This is a genomic window from Achromobacter sp. 18P8.1.1 (assembly GCF_057799415.1).
In genome coordinates this window covers 1-17,428 of the sequence record NZ_JBYOKH010000035.1, presented here as the reverse complement: position 1 = coordinate 17,428, position 17,428 = coordinate 1, and the positions used below count along the sequence as shown (strand labels likewise).

18 protein-coding genes are annotated in these 17,428 nt (G+C 65.6%); 14 read left to right on the top strand and 4 right to left on the bottom strand.

The features are described 5' to 3' along the window. The first annotated feature begins 23 nt into the window (after positions 1 to 23). On the top strand, positions 24 to 827 hold the full coding sequence (locus tag AC27VE_RS20670) for a flagellar brake protein (protein ID WP_488704848.1): 804 nt from the start codon (positions 24 to 26) through the stop codon (positions 825 to 827). A 90-nt stretch (positions 828 to 917) separates the two neighbouring features. On the opposite strand, the gene fliE is transcribed toward AC27VE_RS20670, so the two are convergent. Then, positions 918 to 1,250 (bottom strand): flagellar hook-basal body complex protein FliE, encoded by a 333-nt coding sequence (gene fliE / locus AC27VE_RS20665; RefSeq protein ID WP_105560508.1) that lies wholly within the window; start codon positions 1,248 to 1,250, stop codon positions 918 to 920. Positions 1,251 to 1,581: 331 nt separating this feature from the next. On the opposite strand from fliE, the gene fliF reads away from it, so the two are divergent. From fliF to fliR, 13 genes are all read left to right on the top strand, one after another. After that, complete coding sequence (fliF, locus tag AC27VE_RS20660; protein ID WP_488704847.1) at positions 1,582 to 3,258, top strand: flagellar basal-body MS-ring/collar protein FliF; 1,677 nt, start codon at positions 1,582 to 1,584, stop codon at positions 3,256 to 3,258. Then, positions 3,248 to 4,258, top strand: coding sequence for a flagellar motor switch protein FliG (gene fliG, locus AC27VE_RS20655; RefSeq protein WP_088588349.1), 1,011 nt, complete (start codon positions 3,248 to 3,250; stop codon positions 4,256 to 4,258). Before fliF ends, fliG begins: the two co-directional genes overlap by 11 nt. Further along, positions 4,251 to 4,994 (top strand): flagellar assembly protein FliH, encoded by a 744-nt coding sequence (gene fliH, locus AC27VE_RS20650; protein WP_088588350.1) that lies wholly within the window; start codon positions 4,251 to 4,253, stop codon positions 4,992 to 4,994. The genes fliG and fliH overlap by 8 nt, the downstream gene beginning before the upstream one ends. An 86-nt stretch (positions 4,995 to 5,080) precedes the next feature. Next, on the top strand, positions 5,081 to 6,505 hold the full coding sequence (gene fliI / locus AC27VE_RS20645) for a flagellar protein export ATPase FliI (protein ID WP_315131237.1): 1,425 nt from the start codon (positions 5,081 to 5,083) through the stop codon (positions 6,503 to 6,505). Continuing rightward, positions 6,498 to 6,947: a flagellar export protein FliJ gene (gene fliJ, locus AC27VE_RS20640; RefSeq protein ID WP_488704846.1), complete on the top strand. Its 450-nt coding sequence runs from the start codon at positions 6,498 to 6,500 to the stop codon at positions 6,945 to 6,947. The genes fliI and fliJ overlap by 8 nt, the downstream gene beginning before the upstream one ends. Before the next feature lie 24 nt (positions 6,948 to 6,971). Then, entirely contained in the window at positions 6,972 to 8,372 is a 1,401-nt protein-coding gene (locus AC27VE_RS20635) for a flagellar hook-length control protein FliK (protein ID WP_488704845.1), read from the top strand. Between the two features lie 170 nt (positions 8,373 to 8,542). After that, the gene (gene fliL, locus AC27VE_RS20630; protein WP_488704844.1) at positions 8,543 to 9,172 is read left to right on the top strand and encodes a flagellar basal body-associated protein FliL; all 630 of its coding nucleotides are present in this window, start codon (positions 8,543 to 8,545) and stop codon (positions 9,170 to 9,172) included. A 2-nt stretch (positions 9,173 to 9,174) separates the two neighbouring features. Then, positions 9,175 to 10,182 (top strand): flagellar motor switch protein FliM, encoded by a 1,008-nt coding sequence (gene fliM, locus AC27VE_RS20625; protein ID WP_488704843.1) that lies wholly within the window; start codon positions 9,175 to 9,177, stop codon positions 10,180 to 10,182. Continuing rightward, a complete protein-coding gene (gene fliN / locus AC27VE_RS20620; protein ID WP_006224611.1) occupies positions 10,175 to 10,729 on the top strand; it encodes a flagellar motor switch protein FliN in 555 nt (184 codons plus the stop codon). The genes fliM and fliN overlap by 8 nt, the downstream gene beginning before the upstream one ends. Before the next feature lie 13 nt (positions 10,730 to 10,742). Further along, on the top strand, positions 10,743 to 11,066 hold the full coding sequence (gene fliO, locus AC27VE_RS20615; protein WP_488704842.1) for a flagellar biosynthetic protein FliO: 324 nt from the start codon (positions 10,743 to 10,745) through the stop codon (positions 11,064 to 11,066). A 28-nt stretch (positions 11,067 to 11,094) separates the two neighbouring features. Then, complete coding sequence (fliP, locus tag AC27VE_RS20610; protein ID WP_488704841.1) at positions 11,095 to 11,886, top strand: flagellar type III secretion system pore protein FliP; 792 nt, start codon at positions 11,095 to 11,097, stop codon at positions 11,884 to 11,886. A gap of 19 nt (positions 11,887 to 11,905) precedes the next feature. Next, positions 11,906 to 12,175 (top strand): flagellar biosynthesis protein FliQ, encoded by a 270-nt coding sequence (fliQ, locus tag AC27VE_RS20605; RefSeq protein WP_006219058.1) that lies wholly within the window; start codon positions 11,906 to 11,908, stop codon positions 12,173 to 12,175. Between the two features lie 35 nt (positions 12,176 to 12,210). Beyond that, a complete protein-coding gene (fliR, locus tag AC27VE_RS20600; protein ID WP_488704840.1) occupies positions 12,211 to 12,999 on the top strand; it encodes a flagellar biosynthetic protein FliR in 789 nt (262 codons plus the stop codon). Positions 13,000 to 13,094: 95 nt separating this feature from the next. Here fliR and AC27VE_RS20595 read toward each other — a convergent pair whose 3' ends face one another. The 3 genes from AC27VE_RS20595 to AC27VE_RS20585 form a co-directional block, all read right to left on the bottom strand. After that, on the bottom strand, positions 13,095 to 14,690 hold the full coding sequence (locus AC27VE_RS20595; protein ID WP_488704839.1) for a methyl-accepting chemotaxis protein: 1,596 nt from the start codon (positions 14,688 to 14,690) through the stop codon (positions 13,095 to 13,097). A gap of 323 nt (positions 14,691 to 15,013) precedes the next feature. After that, positions 15,014 to 16,744, bottom strand: a complete 1,731-nt coding sequence (locus tag AC27VE_RS20590) for a methyl-accepting chemotaxis protein (RefSeq protein ID WP_315131151.1) — start codon at positions 16,742 to 16,744, stop codon at positions 15,014 to 15,016. Between the two features lie 141 nt (positions 16,745 to 16,885). Beyond that, complete coding sequence (locus AC27VE_RS20585; RefSeq protein ID WP_488704838.1) at positions 16,886 to 17,356, bottom strand: hypothetical protein; 471 nt, start codon at positions 17,354 to 17,356, stop codon at positions 16,886 to 16,888. Positions 17,357 to 17,428: the final 72 nt, after the last annotated feature.

Genomic DNA, 17,428 nt, shown 5'->3' with positions numbered 1-17,428 from the left:
CTCACTCTCTAAGGACCACCATCGTGTTGGATGCCAGCGACCCGGAATTCCTGCTGACCCGGCCGGAAGACATGCGCTCAGCCTTGTTTGAACTGACGCACCCCGACAGCCACATCCTCGTGCGCGATGCCGCCGACCGCGAGATGGCCGTGCTCGTCCTGGGCGCGGACAAGCACACCCGCCAGTTCTTCTGGCGGCCGCGCGACTACGCTGGCGCCGACTTCGAACAGTCCGACAGCATGGGCTTATTGAGCGGCACCACTTTCCATTTCCACGCCACCGCCTATGGCGGCGTGCAGATCCGGTTCCGCGTGCAGCGGCCCGAGGTGATCCAGTTCGACGACGGCAGCGCGGCATTGGTGTCGCCCTTTCCCGATAGGCTCGCCCGCATCCAGCGGCGAAAGATGTTCCGCGCCTCGCTGGCCGGCAGCGCCAACCTGTGCCAAGCCAGCTGGCAACCCGCGCCCAAAGAAAAGCCCTACAGTTTCACGGTGCGCGACCTGTCGGTCGATGGCGTGGGCCTGCGGGTCGGACTGGCGGTGCCGGTGCTGCCAGAGCGCGGCACGGTGATGGAAGCCGTGCAACTGGATTTCGGTGAATTGGGCAAACTCAGCGCCGATCTGGAAGTGCGCAACGTCTATCCGATTTCGGGCCAACCGATGATCCAACCCGGAACGCCGGCGGACGAGGCGCCCAGGCACGTGTCGCTGACCGGCGAACCGCCGATGAGCCACGTGGGCGCCGTGTTCCTGAATCTGGACGCACGCCAGGAGAACTGGCTGCAAAAAGTGGTGTGGCGCCTTGAGAAAGGCGCGCAACGCGACTGACCCGCCCGAGCGGGCAGCAAGCATGCGCAGCTTGCGCATGCGTGGGGGCCCTTCCCTACAGCAGGAAAGCCCCCGTTTCCTTCTTCGGCCTTAAACGGCCATCGAAGAGATTTCCTTGTAGGCGGCAACCAGTTTGTTGCGCACTTGCACTGCCGTCTGAAAGCCGAGGCTGGCTTTCTGCATATCGATGATCACATCATTGAGCGAAATGTCGGGCGCGCCCATTTCAAAGGCCTTCGCCTGGGCGGACGATGCATTTTGCGCCGCAGTCACGCGGCGAATCGAGCGCTGCAACTCGGCGGCAAAGCCGTCGGGCTGGCCGACCATTTCACCTGCGGCGAGATTGCCGGTTTCCGCCTTGCTCACGACGGTGCGCATCTGCTGGAGCATGCTTTCGATGCCGGACAAGCCTGATACAGCCATTACCTAATTCCTTGCTGGTGGGGCGTGACGCCATTGTGGAGCAGAGCGTAACGCCGTTCGCGCGCGCCCATAGCCGATAAAAACCACCAAAAACCCCGACATTTCCTCGAATGCCGCCAATCAGGCACAAGCCCATGGCCGCGGCTTTCGCCTTGCCGTCGACATAGAGGATAAGTAACGCCAAAAACCGGCTGTTTTCATCGATTGGGATTGTCGTACCAACGGCAATAATCCAGGCTCTCCCCAGACCAGAAGCACGTTGCATGTGTAATCTGCCCTACCCAGACATGAAGTCCTTTTCCCTGCTCCGCGTAGCCAGCGGGAGCCATCGATGAATCAGCAGGCCACTCTGAGCTCGTCGCTGCTGGCGAAGTTCCCCGCCCTGGAAAAGATACGCGCGCTGCCCAAGCCTATCCTGCTTGGCGCGGCAGCCGCCGTCGTCGCGCTGATCGTCGCCGCGGTGATGTGGAGCAGTGAACCCAAGTACAAGGTGCTGTTCTCGAATCTGGACGACCGCGACGGCGGCGCGATCGTGACGGCGCTCGGTACGATGAACGTGCCCTACCGCTACAACGAGACCGGCACCGCATTGCTGGTTCCGGCCGACCGCGTGTACGACGCCCGGTTGCAACTGGCCTCCCAGGGGCTGCCGCGCGGTGGATCCGTCGGTTTCGAATTGATGGACAACGCCCGCTTCGGCGCCAGCCAGTTCGCCGAGCAGATCAACTACCAGCGCGGCCTGGAAGGCGAGCTGGCTCGTTCGATCGAAGCCATGCACACCGTGCAGCACGCCCGCGTCCACCTGGCCATGCCGCGCCAGTCGCTGTTCGTGCGCGAACGCCAGGCGCCCACGGCGTCGGTGCTGCTGAACGTCTACCCCGGCCGCAGCCTGAGCGACGCCCAGGTGTCCGCGATCTCGTGGCTGGTGGCCTCCAGCGTGCCCGAACTGACCGCTGAAAACGTATCGATCGTCGACCAGAACGGACGCCTGCTGTCCGCGCCGCTGGGCGAAGGCCGCGGCATGGACGCTGACCAGATGCGCTTTGTGCGCGAAATGGAACAGCGCACGGTCGAACGCATCCTGACCATCCTGAATCCGCTGGTCGGCCCGGGCAACGTCCACGCCCAGGCCAGCGCCGACGTCGACTTCGCCCGCCGCGAAGAGACCTCCGAAGTCTATCGCCCGAACCAGGAGCCGGGCCAGTCCGCCATTCGCAGCCAGCAGACCAGCGACTCCACCCAGCGCGGCGTGAACCCCGCCCAGGGCGTGCCCGGCGCGCTGTCGAATCAGGCGCCGGCCAACGCGCAGGCCCCCATCGCCAATCCGCCCGCGCCGCAACCGCCCCGTCCCGGCCAGCCGCAGCAGCCGGCCAATGCCCAGCAGCAACAGCAGCAACAGCAGACGGGTACGCAGACGGCTGCCACCAATCTGAACGAGCGCCGCGACGCCACCACCAACTATGAAGTGGACCGCACCATCAGCCACATCAAGCAACCGGTGGGCAACCTGAAGCGCCTGTCGGTCGCCGTGGTGGTGAACTACATCCGCGACAAGGACGGCGAGCCCCAAGCCCTGCCGCCCGAAGAACTGAACAAGCTGACCAACCTGGTCCGCGAAGCCATGGGCTATTCCGAAACGCGCGGCGACTCCCTGAATCTGGTGAACAGCCAGTTCAACGATGGCCCGCCGCCGGTGCCGATGTGGCGCGACCCGGAAATGATCGCCCTGTTCAAGACCATCCTGGCCTGGCTGGTGGGTCTGGTGGTTGCGTTGTGGCTGTACCGCAAGGTTCGCCGCTCGGTCACCGAGTACCTGTATCCGCCGGTTGATCCGGAAATGGCTGAAGCCGAGCGCATCGAAGCGGCCCGCGAAGCCCAGGATGCCGCCCGCACGAAGGAAGTCAACCGCTACGAAGACAACCTGGAACGCGCCCGCACGATGGCCAATAAAGATCCGCGCGCCGTCGCAATGGTTCTGCGCACCTGGATGAGCAAAGATGAAAAATGATTCCACTCCGATGGACGGCATGACGCGCAGCGCCGTCCTGATGATGTCGCTGGGCGAGGACGCGGCAGCCGAGGTCTTCAAGTACCTCAGCGCCCGTGAAGTGCAGCAGGTCGGCGCGGCGATGGCCAGCCTGAAGCAGGTCACGCGCAATGACGTGGCTGTCGTACTGGAAGAATTCCGCCAGGAAGCCGATCAGTTCATGGCCGTCACGCTGGGCTCGGACGACTACATCCGCAGCGTCCTGACCAAGGCGCTGGGCAGCGACCGCGCAGCCGGCCTGATCGAAGACATCCTGGAAGCCGGCGACGGCGGCAGCGGTATCGACGCGCTGAACTGGCTGGACCCGAACACCGTGGCCGAGCTGATCGGCGACGAACACCCGCAGATCATCGCGACCATCCTGGTCCACCTGGAGCGCGACCGCGCCGCCGGCGTGCTGGCCTTGCTGACCGATCGCCTGCGCAACGACGTCATGCTGCGCATCGCCACCTTCGGCGGCGTGCAGCCCGCGGCCCTGTCCGAACTGACTGAAGTGCTGAATTCCGTGCTGGCCGGCCAGGGCGCCAAGCGCAGCAAGATGGGCGGCGTGCGCACCGCGGCCGAGATCCTGAACATGATGAATTCCTCGGACGAGGAAACTGTCGTGGCCAGCCTGCGCGAACGCGACAACGACCTGGCGCAGAAGATCATCGACGAGATGTTCGTGTTCGACAACCTGCTCGACGTCGAAGACCGCGCCATCCAGCTCATCTTGAAGGAAATCGACAACGACACGCTCATGGTTGCGCTCAAGGGCGCCCAGGAAGAGCTGCGCGCCAAGTTCCTGCGCAACATGTCCAGCCGTGCCGCCGAAATGCTGCGCGAGGACCTGGAAGCGCAAGGCCCGATCCGCATGTCGAAGGTCGAGGCCGAGCAGAAGAAGATCCTGCAGATCGCCCGCCGCCTGGCCGAAAGCGGCCAGATCGTCCTGGGCAACTCCGGAGACGATGCGTATGTCTGAAGCGGACAACGGCGCGACGACGCTCATCTCGCGCAGCGCCGCCTGGCGGCGCTGGCAGATGCTGTCGTTCGACGAGCCGGCGGCCGTCGAAGTCGAGCCGGAGCCCGAACCCGATCCGGGTCCGGATCCCGCCGTGGTGATGGCGCAGCTGCGCGCCCAGGCGATGGCCGAAGGGCGCGAGGAAGGCTACTCGCACGGCCACGCGGCCGGCATGGAAGCAGGCCAGCAAACGGGACACGATGCAGGATTCGCCGCGGGTCGCGAAGCCGGTTTCGCCGAGGGCCTGGCCCAGGCGCGCGAACAGGGCGCGGCCGAAGCGCAGCGCCTGCACGCGCTGGTCGAAGCGTGCGCCGCGTCGCTGGGTTCGCTGGAAGAAAAGATGGGCCAGAGCCTGCTGACGCTGGCGCTGGACATCGCGCAGCAAGTCGTGCGCACGACGCTGGCCGAGCAGCCTGAAACGGTTGCCGCCGCCGTGCGCGACGTGCTGCACATCAACCCGTCGGCCGGCGGCCAGATGCGCTTGTGGGCCAACCCCGACGACATCGAGCTGATCCGCCTGCACCTGGCGGACGAACTGAAAGAAGGTCATTGGCGCGTGCTGGCCGATGAATCCATCGCGCGCGGCGGCTGCCGCGCCGAAACGCCTTACGGCGACATCGACGCCACGCTGCAGACGCGCTGGCGCCGGGTGGCGGCCTCGCTGGGCCGCAATGTCTCCTGGGAGGAGCCGGCGTGAACAGCCACCCGGCTCCGGTACAGCCCGGCCAGACGGCCGCGCCGACGTCGTCCGCGCCCGCCGGTGCGCCACCTGCCGTCCCGGTCATCGACCGCTGGAAGACGCAGCTGGAGATCGGCTCGATCCGCGCCGCGTCGACCGACCCGTGGCTGGTCAGTGGCAAGATCACCCGCGCGACCGGCCTGGTGCTGCATGCCACCGGCCTGCGCCTGCCCGTCGGCGCGGCCGCCCGCATTGAAATCGCGCGTGGCCATGACCATTGGGCCGACGCCGAAGTCGTGGGTTTCGACGGCCACACGCTGTACCTGATGCCGCAGGCAGACATTTCCGGCCTGCCGCCCGGCGCGCGCGTCGTGCCCGGCGAACCGCCCGTGCAGCGGCAAATCCCGCTGCCACGCAAGGCTGAACTGAACGGCAACGCCAAGCCTCAGCTTGGCCGCCACCTGCCCGTGGGCAACGCCCTGCTGGGCCGCGTACTGGACGGCGCGGGCCGCCCGCTGGACGGGCTGGGTCCGTTGACGGGCGCTGAACTGGCGCCGCTGTCCGCCCTGCCCATCAACCCCTTGTCGCGCGCACCGATCGACACCGTGCTGGACACCGGCGTGCGCGCCATCAACGGGTTGCTGACCGTAGGACGCGGCCAGCGCATGGGGCTCTTCGCCGGTTCGGGCGTGGGGAAATCCGTGTTGCTGGGCATGATGGCCCGCTACACCAAGGCCGACGTGATCGTCGTGGGCCTGATTGGCGAACGGGGCCGCGAAGTCAAGGAATTCATCGAGCACAATCTGGGCCCCGAAGGCCTGGCGCGCTCGGTCGTGGTGGCGGCGCCCGCCGACGTGTCGGCCCTGCTGCGCCTGCAAGGCGCGGCCTACGCCACCCGCCTGGCCGAACACTTCCGCGACCAGGGCCTCGATGTGCTGCTGATCATGGATTCGCTGACCCGCTACGCGATGGCGCAACGGGAAATCGCGCTGGCCATCGGCGAACCGCCCGCCACCAAAGGCTACCCGCCGTCGGTGTTCGCCAAGCTGCCCATGCTGGTCGAACGCGCCGGGATGGGTGCGCCCGGCCCGTCGGGTAAGGCCGGGTCCATCACCGCGTTCTATACGGTGCTGGCTGAAGGCGACGACCAGCAGGATCCGATCGCCGATTCGGCGCGCGCGATCCTGGACGGCCACGTGGTGCTGTCGCGCCATCTGGCCGAAGCCGGCCACTACCCCGCCATCGACATCGAGGCGTCGATTTCCCGCGCGATGACCTCGTTGATCACGCCGCAGCAGTTCGCCGTGGTGCGCCGCTTCAAGCAGAACCTGTCGCGCTACCAGCGCAACCGCGACCTGATCGCCGTGGGCGCCTACGCCGCCGGCAATGATCCACAGCTGGACGAAGCCATCGCCCGCTACCCCCGTCTGGAGGCGTTCTTGCAGCAGGATATCGGCGAAAACGTCGGCTACGACGACGCCGTCAACCAGTTGCGCGCCAGTTTCGAGTTAAGGGACACCTATGCCTAGCCAATTGCCCTTGGACATGCTGATCAACCTGGCCAAGGAAAGCACGGATGAAGCCGCGCGCCTGTTGGGCCGGCTCAGTGCCGAGCGCACCAATGCCGAGCGCCAGTTGGGCATGCTGAATGATTACCGCCAGGACTACCTGGAGCGCCTGCAGCAGGCGATGACGACGGGAATGTCGGCCAGCGATTGCCATAACTACCAACGTTTCATCGGCACCCTGGACGACGCGATCAGCCAACAGCAGACCGTACTGCGCCAGGCGGACGAGAACCTCGCCAAGGGCCGCCAGTACTGGCAGCAGGAAAAACGCAAACTCAATTCCTACGACGCCCTGGCGCAGCGCGAAATGCGCGCGCACGCCGTCGTGGAGTCCCGCCGCGAACAGCGCGCCAACGATGAATACTCCGCCCGCCTGGTCCAGCGCCAGGCCGGCCTGCATTAAGCAATACCTCACAGGAAGCCCAAGATGACCGCTCCCCTGCCCTTGCCCACGATCGCACCCGTCGCGCCGACGTCGATTGCTGACGCGCTTGGCGCCAACAAGTCCGCGGCCGCGAACAAGAAAGGCCCGAGCTTTTCCGACGTGCTGGCCCAGCAGCGTCCGAAGCCGTCCGCCGATTCGCGCCCCGCGAACAACGGCGCCAAGACGCCCGGCAAGAACACCACCGCCAACGACCCGGCCAGCAAGGCTGAAAACGCCGCTGCCGGCGCGATCGACGATGCGGTGAAGACCGCCGCCGCCGCGGAAGCCGGCGCAATGGCGGTTGCCGCCACCCAACAACCGGCCGCGCCGGTCTTGCCGCAGCAAGCGCTTGAAATCGCCGCCCAGGCTGCCGAACAGGTGCAGCTTGCCCGCGGCAACGCCGAAGCCGCCGCGGCGGCACTGGGCTCCGGCGCGGCCGTGTTGACCGCCACGCTGAACGCCGCCAACACCGCAGCCAACGTCGACGCCAACGCCAACGCCAACGCCGCCGTCACGCGGGGCACGCCGATTCCAGCAACGGCTGAACAGGCCGAAGCGGCCGCCGCGCTTGCCACGCGCGATGCCCAGGCTGCCTTGCCGGTGGTGACCGCCGCCGTCAAGCCGGGCAGCGCCGTGGCCCCAGCCGTGGAAGCCGCGCCCGCCAACGCGAAGCCTGCGGCGAAGACCGAGTCGCTGCGTCTTGCCACCGACCTTACGCTGCCGCGCGTACCGCGCGATGCCCGCGCCGAGACCGAACACACGACGACGCTGCCGGCCCGCACCGAAGAAGAACTAACCGCAGCGTTGACCAGCACGGCGCAGCAATTCCAGGCCCCGCAACACAGCGGTTCGGCACAGGATCATCTGGCCCAAGCTTTGGCCGCCGCCACCCAACGCCAAGTCACGCCCGTGGTGAATCAAGCCGCGGTTGCCGCGCCGGTCGTGCCCATCGTGATGCAGATCGCCACCCCCGTGGGCGGCACCCATTGGGGTACCGAATTGGGCCAGCAGGTCGTGATGATGAGCACCAATGCGCGCCAAGGCATGCAAACCGCCGAGCTGCGCCTGGATCCGCCGGACCTGGGACCTTTGCGCGTCAGTCTGAATCTGGCCGATGGCGTGGCTAGCGCCTCGTTCGTGTCGGCTCACGCGTCGGTGCGCCAAGCGATCGAAACCGCCATTCCGCAATTGCAACAAGCCCTGGCGCAAGCCGGCATTTCACTGGGCCAGACCAGCGTCGGCGAACAGGCCGCACAGCAGGAATTCGCGCAACAGCAGGGCGGCAATGGCTCGCAACGCCAGACAGGCGGCGGATCGGCGGTTGCCGATGCGGCGGCCGGCAACCCCGCGCCCGTCGCGCCCTCTCCGCGCAATGCCAACGCCCTGGTCGACACCTTCGCGTAGCAAACAGGCGGCCCGCAGCCACCAATGGATGCGGGCAGTGCAGCAATAGCTTGAGATACGCGGCTTTCGCCCTGTTTTTCGCCTCCAAGCCGAGGCGGGAATTGGGGCAGAATGCTTTCATCCACTAAGTATCCGTTTTCACCAGCGGCCCAATACGCATCGAAACCGAGATGGCGACTTCCAAAACCCTATCCGCGCCGTCGGGCGCGAAGACCTCCGGCGGCGCTGGCCGCATCCTTCGCCCGATCCTGGCCATACTGGTCCTGCTCCTCGTCGCGGCCGCCAGCGCCGGCGCAACCTGGTTCATCACCCAACGCATGCAGCAGCCGCAACCCGGCGCCGCAGTGCAACTGGGCGTGGGCCAAGTCCCGGGCGGCCAGCCTGGCCAACCCGGTCAGCCGGGTCAACCTGGTCAAGCCGGCCAGGGCCCGCAAGCCACGCCGACGACCTTCGTCGCCCCGCCGGCAGGTCCGATCGCCGTTCCCGCACCGATCTTCGTGCCGATCGAAGCGTTCACCGTCACGTTGCAGAACGCCGACACCGAACGCATCATGCACGTGGGCTTGACCCTGCGCGTCAGCGACGAACAGACCCGCACGCGCCTTGAAAAGTACATGCCTGAAGTGCGCAGCCGCATTCTGATGGTGCTGTCCTCGCAATCGCCCACCGGCGTGCAGACCCAACAAGGCAAGACCGACATGGCCACCGCGATCAAGCAGGCGGTCAACCGTCCCTTCTCGCCCCTGCCGGACGGCCAGTATGTCACCGACGTACTGTTCACGGCGTTCGTGGTGCAATAAGCATGGCCTACGAGGCATTCCTTTCACAGGACGAAGTCGATGCGCTGCTTGCCGGCGTCACCGGCGAGAGCGATAGCAAGACATCGGCGGCCAGTACCAACGACGGCGCGCGCGCCTATGACCTGAGCTCGCCCGAACGCGTCGTGCGCCGCCGCATGCAGACGCTGGAGCTCATCAACGAACGTTTTGCGCGCCATATGCGCAACGTGCTGTTGAACTTCATGCGCCGCAGCGCGGACATCACGGTCGGTTCAATCAAGATCCAGAAGTACGCCGACTTCGAACGCAACCTGCCCGTGCCGAGCAATCTGAACATGATTCAGATGAAGCCCTTGCGCGGCACGGCGCTCTTCACGTACGACCCCAACCTGGTGTTCCTGGTCATCGACAGCCTGTTCGGCGGCGATGGCCGCTATCACACTCGCGTTGAAGGCCGGGATTTCACCACGACCGAACAGCGCATCATCCGGCGCCTGCTCAACCTGACCCTGGAAAGCTACGGCAAGTCCTGGGACCCCGTCTATCCGATTGAATTCGAGTACGTGCGTTCGGAGATGCACACCAAGTTCGCCAGCATCACCGGCAACAATGAAGTGGTGGTCGTCACCTCGTTCCATATTGAATTCGGCGCGACGGGCGGCGACCTGAACATCTGCCTGCCCTACTCCATGATCGAGCCGGTACGCGATCTGCTGACGCGCCCGCTGCAGGAAACTACGCTGGAAGAAGTGGATCAGCGCTGGTCCCAGCAGCTGTCGCGCCAGGTTCGCAGCGCCGACATCGACGTGGTCGCGGAATTCGCGCGCATCCCCTCGTCGATCCGCGAGTTGATGAGCTTGAAAGTGGGCGACGTCCTTCCCGTGGACGTGCCCGAAACCATCATTGCCAACGTGGATGGCGTGCCGCTGATGGAATGCGGCTACGGCGTCTTCAATGGCCAGTACGCGCTTCGCGTACAGAACATGTTTACCTACGATACCGATTCACACGAGGCCCCCGACCATGACTGACAAGAACGAGCCCGGCACCGGCTCGTCCCCGGCCGACGACTGGGCCGACGCGCTCGCCGAACAATCCCGCGCCAATCCGCCCACCCAGGCCGATGGCCTGAAGCCGCAGGACGACTGGGCAGCCGCGATGGCTGAACAATCCGCCGCCACGCCGGCAGCCCCTGCACAGGCCGCGCCCGCCGCGCCTGCTGCCCCGGCACCGGCGCCGGCAAAGCCTGCCGCGCAGTCCGCGGCCCAGTCGGTGTTCAAGCCCCTGGCCGGCGCCACCGCCGGCGCCGGCACCGACATTGACCTGATCATGGACGTGCCCGTCCAGTTGACGGTCGAACTGGGTCGCACCCGACTGACCATCAAGAACCTGCTCCAGCTGGGCCAGGGCTCGGTGGTCGAGCTGGACGGCCTGGCCGGCGAGCCGATGGACATCTTCGTCAACGGCTACCTGATCGCCCAGGGCGAAGTCGTCGTCGTCGAAGACAAGTATGGCATCCGCCTGACCGACATCATCACCCCGTCCGAGCGGATCAACCGCTTGAACAACCGTCGTTGACGGCACCGGCGCCATGACCGAATCCTCCCTGCTGCGCGTCATCATCGGCCTTGTGCTGGTGGTGGCCGCCATCCTGGTTTCGGCATGGCTCGCCAAGCGCGCCGGATTGACCCAGCGCGGCGGCGGCAACTTGCTCAAGCAGATCGCCAGCCTGCCGGTCGGTGCGCGCCAAAGCATCGTCGTCGTCGAAATCGACAACACCTGGCTGGTGGTGGGCGTCAGCCCTAACCAGATCAGCACCCTGCATACCCTGCCCGCCGGCCAGTTGCCGGAGGGTTCGCCCTTGCCCGCCGCAGCATTCGCGGCCAAGCTGGGCCAGGCGCTCAAGCGCCGCTAGCGCCACCTGCGCGATCCAAGCGATACCCATGAGTTTGCTCACCCGCACGACCTCCACCCGCGCCCGCCAGAACGCGCTGCCGTTGCTGGCCGCCGCCGCGGTGCTGGGCCTGGCCTTCTTTCCCGCCGGCGTCGTCGCCCAGGCCACGCTGCCAGCGCTGACCACCACCCCCGGCCCCAACGGCTCCGAGACGTACTCGCTCAGCATGCAGACGCTGCTGCTGATGACCTCGCTGTCGTTCCTGCCGGCCGCGCTGCTGATGATGACCGGCTTCACCCGTATCATCATCGTGCTGGGCTTGTTGCGCAGCGCAATGGGCACGGCGATGTCGCCGCCCAACCACGTGCTGATCGGGCTGGCGCTGTTCCTGACCTTCTATACGATGTCGCCGGTGTTCGACAAGATCTATGCCGACGCCTACAAGCCGCTGTCCGAGGGCTCGATCCCGTTCGAGACCGCCGTCGAACGGGCCGCGGGGCCGCTGCGCACCTTCATGCTGCACCAGACCCGCGAGAACGACCTGTCGCTCTTCGCCAACCTGGCCAAGCAGCCGGCGCTGGAGGATCCCTCGCAAGTGCCGCTGCGCATCCTGGTGCCGGCGTTCATCACCAGCGAGCTGAAGACCGCGTTCCAGATCGGTTTCACCATCTTCATCCCGTTCCTGATCATCGATCTGGTGGTCGCCAGCGTGCTGATGGCGCTGGGCATGATGATGGTGCCGCCCGTCACCGTAGCGCTGCCGTTCAAGCTGATGCTGTTTGTGCTGGCCGACGGCTGGAACCTGCTCATGGGCTCACTCGCCCAGAGCTTCTACCAATAACGCCCGGAGCAGAATCGCCATGACAGCCGAAACCGTCATGACCATGGCCTACCAGGCGATGAAGATCGTCCTGGCAATGGCCGGCCCGCTGCTGCTGGTCGTGCTGGTGGTGGGTCTCGTCATCAGCATTTTCCAGGCCGCCACGCAGATCAACGAAATGACGCTGTCGTTCATTCCTAAGCTGCTGGCGATGTGCGGCGTGCTGGTGCTGCTGGGCCCGTGGCTGATCGGCGTCATGGTCGACTACATCCGGCAATTGATCGGCCAGATCCCCATGCTGGTGTCCTGAGCGGCCCGCGCCGCCAGACGCCAGACGCTCCTCCCATGATCGCCTTCACGCTCGAACAGCTCAACGGCTGGATCGGCCAGTTCCTCTGGCCGTTCGTGCGCATCCTGGCGCTGGTGGGCACGGCCCCCCTGTTCTCCGAATCCATCATCCCCGTCAAGGTCAAGGTCGGTCTGGCCTTTGTGCTGGCCGTCGCCGTCAGCCCGGCGCTGGACCCCATGCCGCCGATCGCGCCCGGGTCGTTCGCGGGCCTGTGGATGGTGATGCAGCAGGTGCTGATCGGCATCGCCATGGGGTTCACAATGCGGCTGGTGTTCGCCGCCGTGCAGACGGCGGGGGAATTCGTGGGCCTGCAGATGGGCCTGTCGTTCGCGTCATTCTTCGACCCCAGCTCCGGCGCTAACACCGCTGTGCTCTCGCGCCTGTTCAACATCGTCGCAATGCTGACCTTCCTGGCGTTGGACGGCCATCTGCTCGTTCTGGCCGCCTTGGTGCGGTCTTTCGACACATTGCCCGTGGCCATGATCCAGCTGCATCAGAACGGCTGGGGAGTGGTCGTGGAATGGGGCAAGACGGTCTTCGTCTCCGGCCTATTGCTGGCCCTGCCGCTGATCTGCGCGCTGCTGACCATTAACCTGGCGATGGGCATCCTGAACCGCGCGGCGCAGCAGTTGTCCGTGTTTTCGGTGGGCTTTCCGGTCACCCTCATCGTCGGCGTCACGGTGCTGACCGTGGTGCTGCCGCATGCCGGGCCTTTTTTGGAATCGCTGTTCGAATCCGGGCTGGGCGCCATGAGCCGGGTGGTCGACGCGTTGGCGGGTCGATAGCACCCAGGGCTCGCCAGCCCCACCCGCCAGCACCATGCAAAACGGCCGCTTTTCAGCGGCCGCTTCTTTTGCGGGATGTTGATCGCCCCGGCAGATCAGGGCTGACCGGTCAACCGGAACACGCGGATCGTTTCACGCAGTGCACCAGACTGGTTGCCCAGCTGCACCACCGCCCCACCCAGTTCCTGCACCAGCGCCGTGTTCTGCACCGTCATCACATCCATCTGCGACACGGCGGAGTCCACTTGCTCGATACCGCTGGACTGCTCTTGCGAGGCTTGGGAGATCTCGCCAATGATGTCCGTAACCCGATGCACGGCGGCCACGATCTCTTCCATCGTGGCGCCGGCTTGCTCGGCCTGTGCCGACCCTTCCGACACGCGGTCGACCGAGTCTTCGATCAAGCCCTTGATTTCCTTGGCGGCCTGGGCGCTCTTTTGCGCCAGGCTGCGCACTTCGCCGGCGACGACCGCGAAGCCCTTGCCAGACTCGCCTGCACGCGCGGCTTCCACCGCAGCGTTCAATGCCAGGATGTTGGTCTGGAACGCGATGCCTTCAATGATGCTGACGATGTCCGCGATCTTGCGCGAGCTGTCGGAAATGCCGTGCATGGTATTCACCACCTGGCCTACCGCCACGCCGCCGCGGCGCGCCACGTCCATGCTGCTGGCGGCCAGCTGATTGGCCTGGCGGGCATTGTCGGCGTTTTGACGCACCGTCGAGGTCAGCTGTTCCATGCTGGCGGCCGTCTGCTGCAGCGATGCCGCCTGGCCTTCGGTGCGGCCGGCCAGTTCCTGGTTGCCGCGGGCGATATGCACGGCCGCGTGCGTCGTGCCCTCGATGCCCCGGTAGACGTCCTGTGCAATGCCGATCAGGCTCTTGCGCATGACTTCCAGCGAGAACTTCAGGCTGCCCACCTCATCGTCGGAATCCGCCACGATCTGCGTGGTCAGGTTGCCGGCGGCGACCTGGCGCGCCATGTTGGCGGCATCCACCATCGGATCCAGCAGAGACCGCGACAGGCTCCAGCCCATCCCGAAAATGGCGATCACGCCCAGCGCGATAACCCCGCAACCGAGACTGGCGCCCAGGGTATCCAGAGTGGCCCAGTTGGCATGCAGCCCGTAGGCGCCCGCGCCCGCGACGATGCCGCCAGACAGCAGCGCATGGCGCAGCATGCGGCTACGCACGCTGCGCTTGAAGGGAAACGCTACGAGATCCAGACCGCGCCGCCAGCCCGCGCGCACGGGGCGGCCGCGGTGGATGCGCACGCCGCGCGCCTTGCCTTCGCGGATGCGGGCGTACAGCTCCTCGGCCATCTCCACCTGCTCATCCGACGGACGCACGCGCACCGACGAATACGCGACGACTTCGCCGTTTTCGACAATCGGCGTGGCGTTGGCCAGCACCCAGTAATAGCCCCCGTCCTTGCGGCGGTTCTTGACCAGCCCCAACCACGATTCGCCCGATTCCAGCGTGTCCCACAGGTCCGCATAGGCTTCGGACGGCATGTCGGGGTGGCGCACGATATTGTGCGGCTTGCCGATCAGTTCTTCGCGGGTGAAGCCGCTAACTTCGACGAACGCCGGGTTCGCGTAGACGATGCGGCCCTTGGTGTCGGTGCGGGAGATCAGGTACTGATCTTCACGCAGCTTGGTTTCCACGTCATGGACGGGTAGGTTCACGCGCACAGCTAGTCTCCGGTTACTTCATAAGAGCAGCGAATGAATGGCAGCGAGCAACCGGACCTGACGCCCCGCATCGACCTGTACCCGCCCGGTTTGTCGGGCAGGATCCACTGCCGTCAAACACTGTTCACCGCCCATTTCAGGCGTTATTTTTGTTTACGGCCAAATTTTCGAAAACTTAACGTGCGTAGGAATCGCACGCCGCATCCATTGGCGTTGCGCAACAAGAAACACGGCCGCGCTCAGGCGCGGCCGTGGTCATGCCCCCGGTAGCCGCCCAACCTGCCGCGCCCATCGCGCGGCAGGTCCGGGCACCACCGATACCATCAGCCTTGCGTCAACGTCGGTGCGGCATAGCCGCCCAGTTGATGCGCGGGCACTTCAATCACTTCACCGGCATTGATCTTGAACACCGCGACGGCTTCGGCCAGGCGGTGAGCCTGATCTTGCAGCGAACCTGCGGCAGCGGCCGCTTCTTCCACCAAGGCTGCGTTCTGCTGCGTCACCTCGTCCATCTGCGACACGGCGCGGTTGACCTGGTCGATGCCGCTGGACTGCTCCTCGGACGCCGCCGAGATCTCGCCCATGATGTCCGTCACGCGCTTCACTGACGCCACGATCTCCTGCATCGTCGCGCCCGCGCGTTCCACCTGCTGCGAACCTGCCCCCACCTTCGTGACCGAGTCTTCGATCAGGCCCTTGATTTCCTTGGCCGCCTGGGCGCTGCGCTGCGCCAACGAGCGCACTTCGCCCGCCACCACCGCAAAGCCCTTGCCCTGCTCGCCCGCACGTGCAGCTTCCACTGCGGCGTTCAACGCCAGGATGTTGGTCTGGAACGCAATGCCGTCGATGACGGAGACGATTTCGGAGATCTTGCGCGAGCTGGCGGAAATGCCCTGCATCGTGCTGACCACTTCAGACACCGCCGAACCGCCGCGCTCGGCCACGTCCGAGGCGCTCGCCGCCAGCTGATTCGCCTGACGCGCGTTGTCGGCGTTCTGCTTCACCGTGGAGGCCAGTTCCTCCATCGAGGCTGCGGTCTCTTCAAGGGACGCGGCCTGTTCTTCCGTCCGGCTGGACAGGTCCGTGTTGCCAGCGGCGATTTCCCGCGAGCCCACCGTGATCTCGTCCACGCCGCGGCGCACCGTCGCCACCGTGCGGGTCAGGCTTTCCTGCATGCGCTTGACCGCCGCCATCAACTGGCCGATTTCGTTGTGCGAACGGACTTCAACGCGGCTGGTCAGGTCGCCAGCGGCGATCTTGTCGAAATGCTGGCCGGCTTCGACCAGCGGGCGCACGACCAGGCGGCCGAACAAGATGCGGCAGAACACCATCAGCACCAGCGCCAGGCCGACCGCAACACCCACCGCCACCATGGCGCGGTTGAAGTTCGCCTCGGCCTGGTCGATCGTCGCTTGTTGCTGGTCGCCGATGTACTTGCCGAAATCGTTCAGCGCCTCGATGAAGGCGGCGCTGCGCGGCGTGCCGTATTCGTTGTTAACCATGTAGAACGTCGAATAGTCTTCGCTGCGCAGGGCCTCCACCATGGTGTCCACGCCGTCGTCGATGTACGAGCGATAGCGGCGGACCAGGTTCATCGACAGCTGGCGGCCCGTGTCGTCCTGCAGCATGTTCTTCTGGAAGTCCGCGAAGCGAGCGCGCACGCCCGTCAGCAGGTCGGTTGCGCCCTTCAGGGCGGCAGCCGCGTCGCGGGCGGAGTTCTCGCCGCTGCCCCAACCGGATTCCTGGAGGTGGCGTGCAGCCACCATCAGGCTCACGCGGGCGCGCAGCATGTCGCTGTTGATCACTTCAACCTGCTTGGCGCGCTCGGTCAGTGCGTTGACTTCGCGGATGGATTCGTAATTGTGCTGCAGGAAAAACGCCGCCAGCCCGCCTACCGCCGCGATCAAGATCGCGAAGAACGCCATGACCCACAGCAGCATCGTACCGACGCGGGCATCGCGCAGCCGGAGCTTGCGCTTCACCTTAGGCGCGCGCGCGGCCTTTTTCTTGCCGCCTTTGCCGGCCTTCGCGCCGGATTCGAGACTCGCTTCCATATTTTTTCCCCATCCCTCAGGAACTGCTCTGACCAAATGAAAAACCACCCTGTCGACACGCCCTGTTACATGGGGTGTACATTCAGGGCGACGGTCATTGCGGCTCGCGCCGCAATGCTCTCTGCCGAACTACAACAAGACCTATTTGTTCGCAGGCGCCAACCCGGCTGGCTCTCCCGGGCCGGGTATGTAGATGGTTTGCACCTCGGGCTCGGCCAGGGGTGCCGGCGGCCAGGCCTGATTCAACTCAGGCGCGGGTGCCGGCCCCAACAACTTCTGGCGTTCCCAAGGTTCCAGCAGAATATTGGTGCTGTCGACCAGCCGCATCAAACGGCCGTCCGGGCCGAACTGCAGCAGGGCTTCCTTGCGGCTGTACAGGCCGTCGGCGACAAACGTGATCTTGAAGGACCAGAGGGCCAGAAGCGTGCCGTCGGTCTGCTTGTATAACTTGTCCGGCGGCGCAGTCAGCGCCCGCGAGGCCTCTTCCAGCGTCGTCTGACCCGGCGTCAGGGTCGACAACTTGCCCGGGTCGAAGTTATGACCCGTCGCTGCGCAGCCGGCCAGCAGTACCGCGATGGCGGCAGTCGCCAGAAGTTGTATATAGCCTCGCATACCCTACCTATTCACCGGCAACGCCGGTATCAGAAAGATTCCCAATCGTCGTCTGACGGCGCCTGGCGGCGG

What these genes read in the sequence shown, in the direction of transcription:
- fliE (WP_105560508.1), bottom strand. Translation starts at nt 1,250, where the DNA reads ATGGCTGTATCAGGCTTGTCCGGCATCGAAAGCATGCTCCAGCAGATG.
- fliF (WP_488704847.1), top strand. Translation starts at nt 1,582, where the DNA reads ATGAATCAGCAGGCCACTCTGAGCTCGTCGCTGCTGGCGAAGTTCCCC.
- fliG (WP_088588349.1), top strand. Translation starts at nt 3,248, where the DNA reads ATGAAAAATGATTCCACTCCGATGGACGGCATGACGCGCAGCGCCGTC.
- fliH (WP_088588350.1), top strand. Translation starts at nt 4,251, where the DNA reads ATGTCTGAAGCGGACAACGGCGCGACGACGCTCATCTCGCGCAGCGCC.
- fliJ (WP_488704846.1), top strand. Translation starts at nt 6,498, where the DNA reads ATGCCTAGCCAATTGCCCTTGGACATGCTGATCAACCTGGCCAAGGAA.
- AC27VE_RS20635 (WP_488704845.1), top strand. Translation starts at nt 6,972, where the DNA reads ATGACCGCTCCCCTGCCCTTGCCCACGATCGCACCCGTCGCGCCGACG.
- fliL (WP_488704844.1), top strand. Translation starts at nt 8,543, where the DNA reads ATGGCGACTTCCAAAACCCTATCCGCGCCGTCGGGCGCGAAGACCTCC.
- fliM (WP_488704843.1), top strand. Translation starts at nt 9,175, where the DNA reads ATGGCCTACGAGGCATTCCTTTCACAGGACGAAGTCGATGCGCTGCTT.
- fliN (WP_006224611.1), top strand. Translation starts at nt 10,175, where the DNA reads ATGACTGACAAGAACGAGCCCGGCACCGGCTCGTCCCCGGCCGACGAC.
- fliO (WP_488704842.1), top strand. Translation starts at nt 10,743, where the DNA reads ATGACCGAATCCTCCCTGCTGCGCGTCATCATCGGCCTTGTGCTGGTG.
- fliP (WP_488704841.1), top strand. Translation starts at nt 11,095, where the DNA reads ATGAGTTTGCTCACCCGCACGACCTCCACCCGCGCCCGCCAGAACGCG.
- fliQ (WP_006219058.1), top strand. Translation starts at nt 11,906, where the DNA reads ATGACAGCCGAAACCGTCATGACCATGGCCTACCAGGCGATGAAGATC.
- fliR (WP_488704840.1), top strand. Translation starts at nt 12,211, where the DNA reads ATGATCGCCTTCACGCTCGAACAGCTCAACGGCTGGATCGGCCAGTTC.
- AC27VE_RS20590 (WP_315131151.1), bottom strand. Translation starts at nt 16,744, where the DNA reads ATGGAAGCGAGTCTCGAATCCGGCGCGAAGGCCGGCAAAGGCGGCAAG.
- AC27VE_RS20585 (WP_488704838.1), bottom strand. Translation starts at nt 17,356, where the DNA reads ATGCGAGGCTATATACAACTTCTGGCGACTGCCGCCATCGCGGTACTG.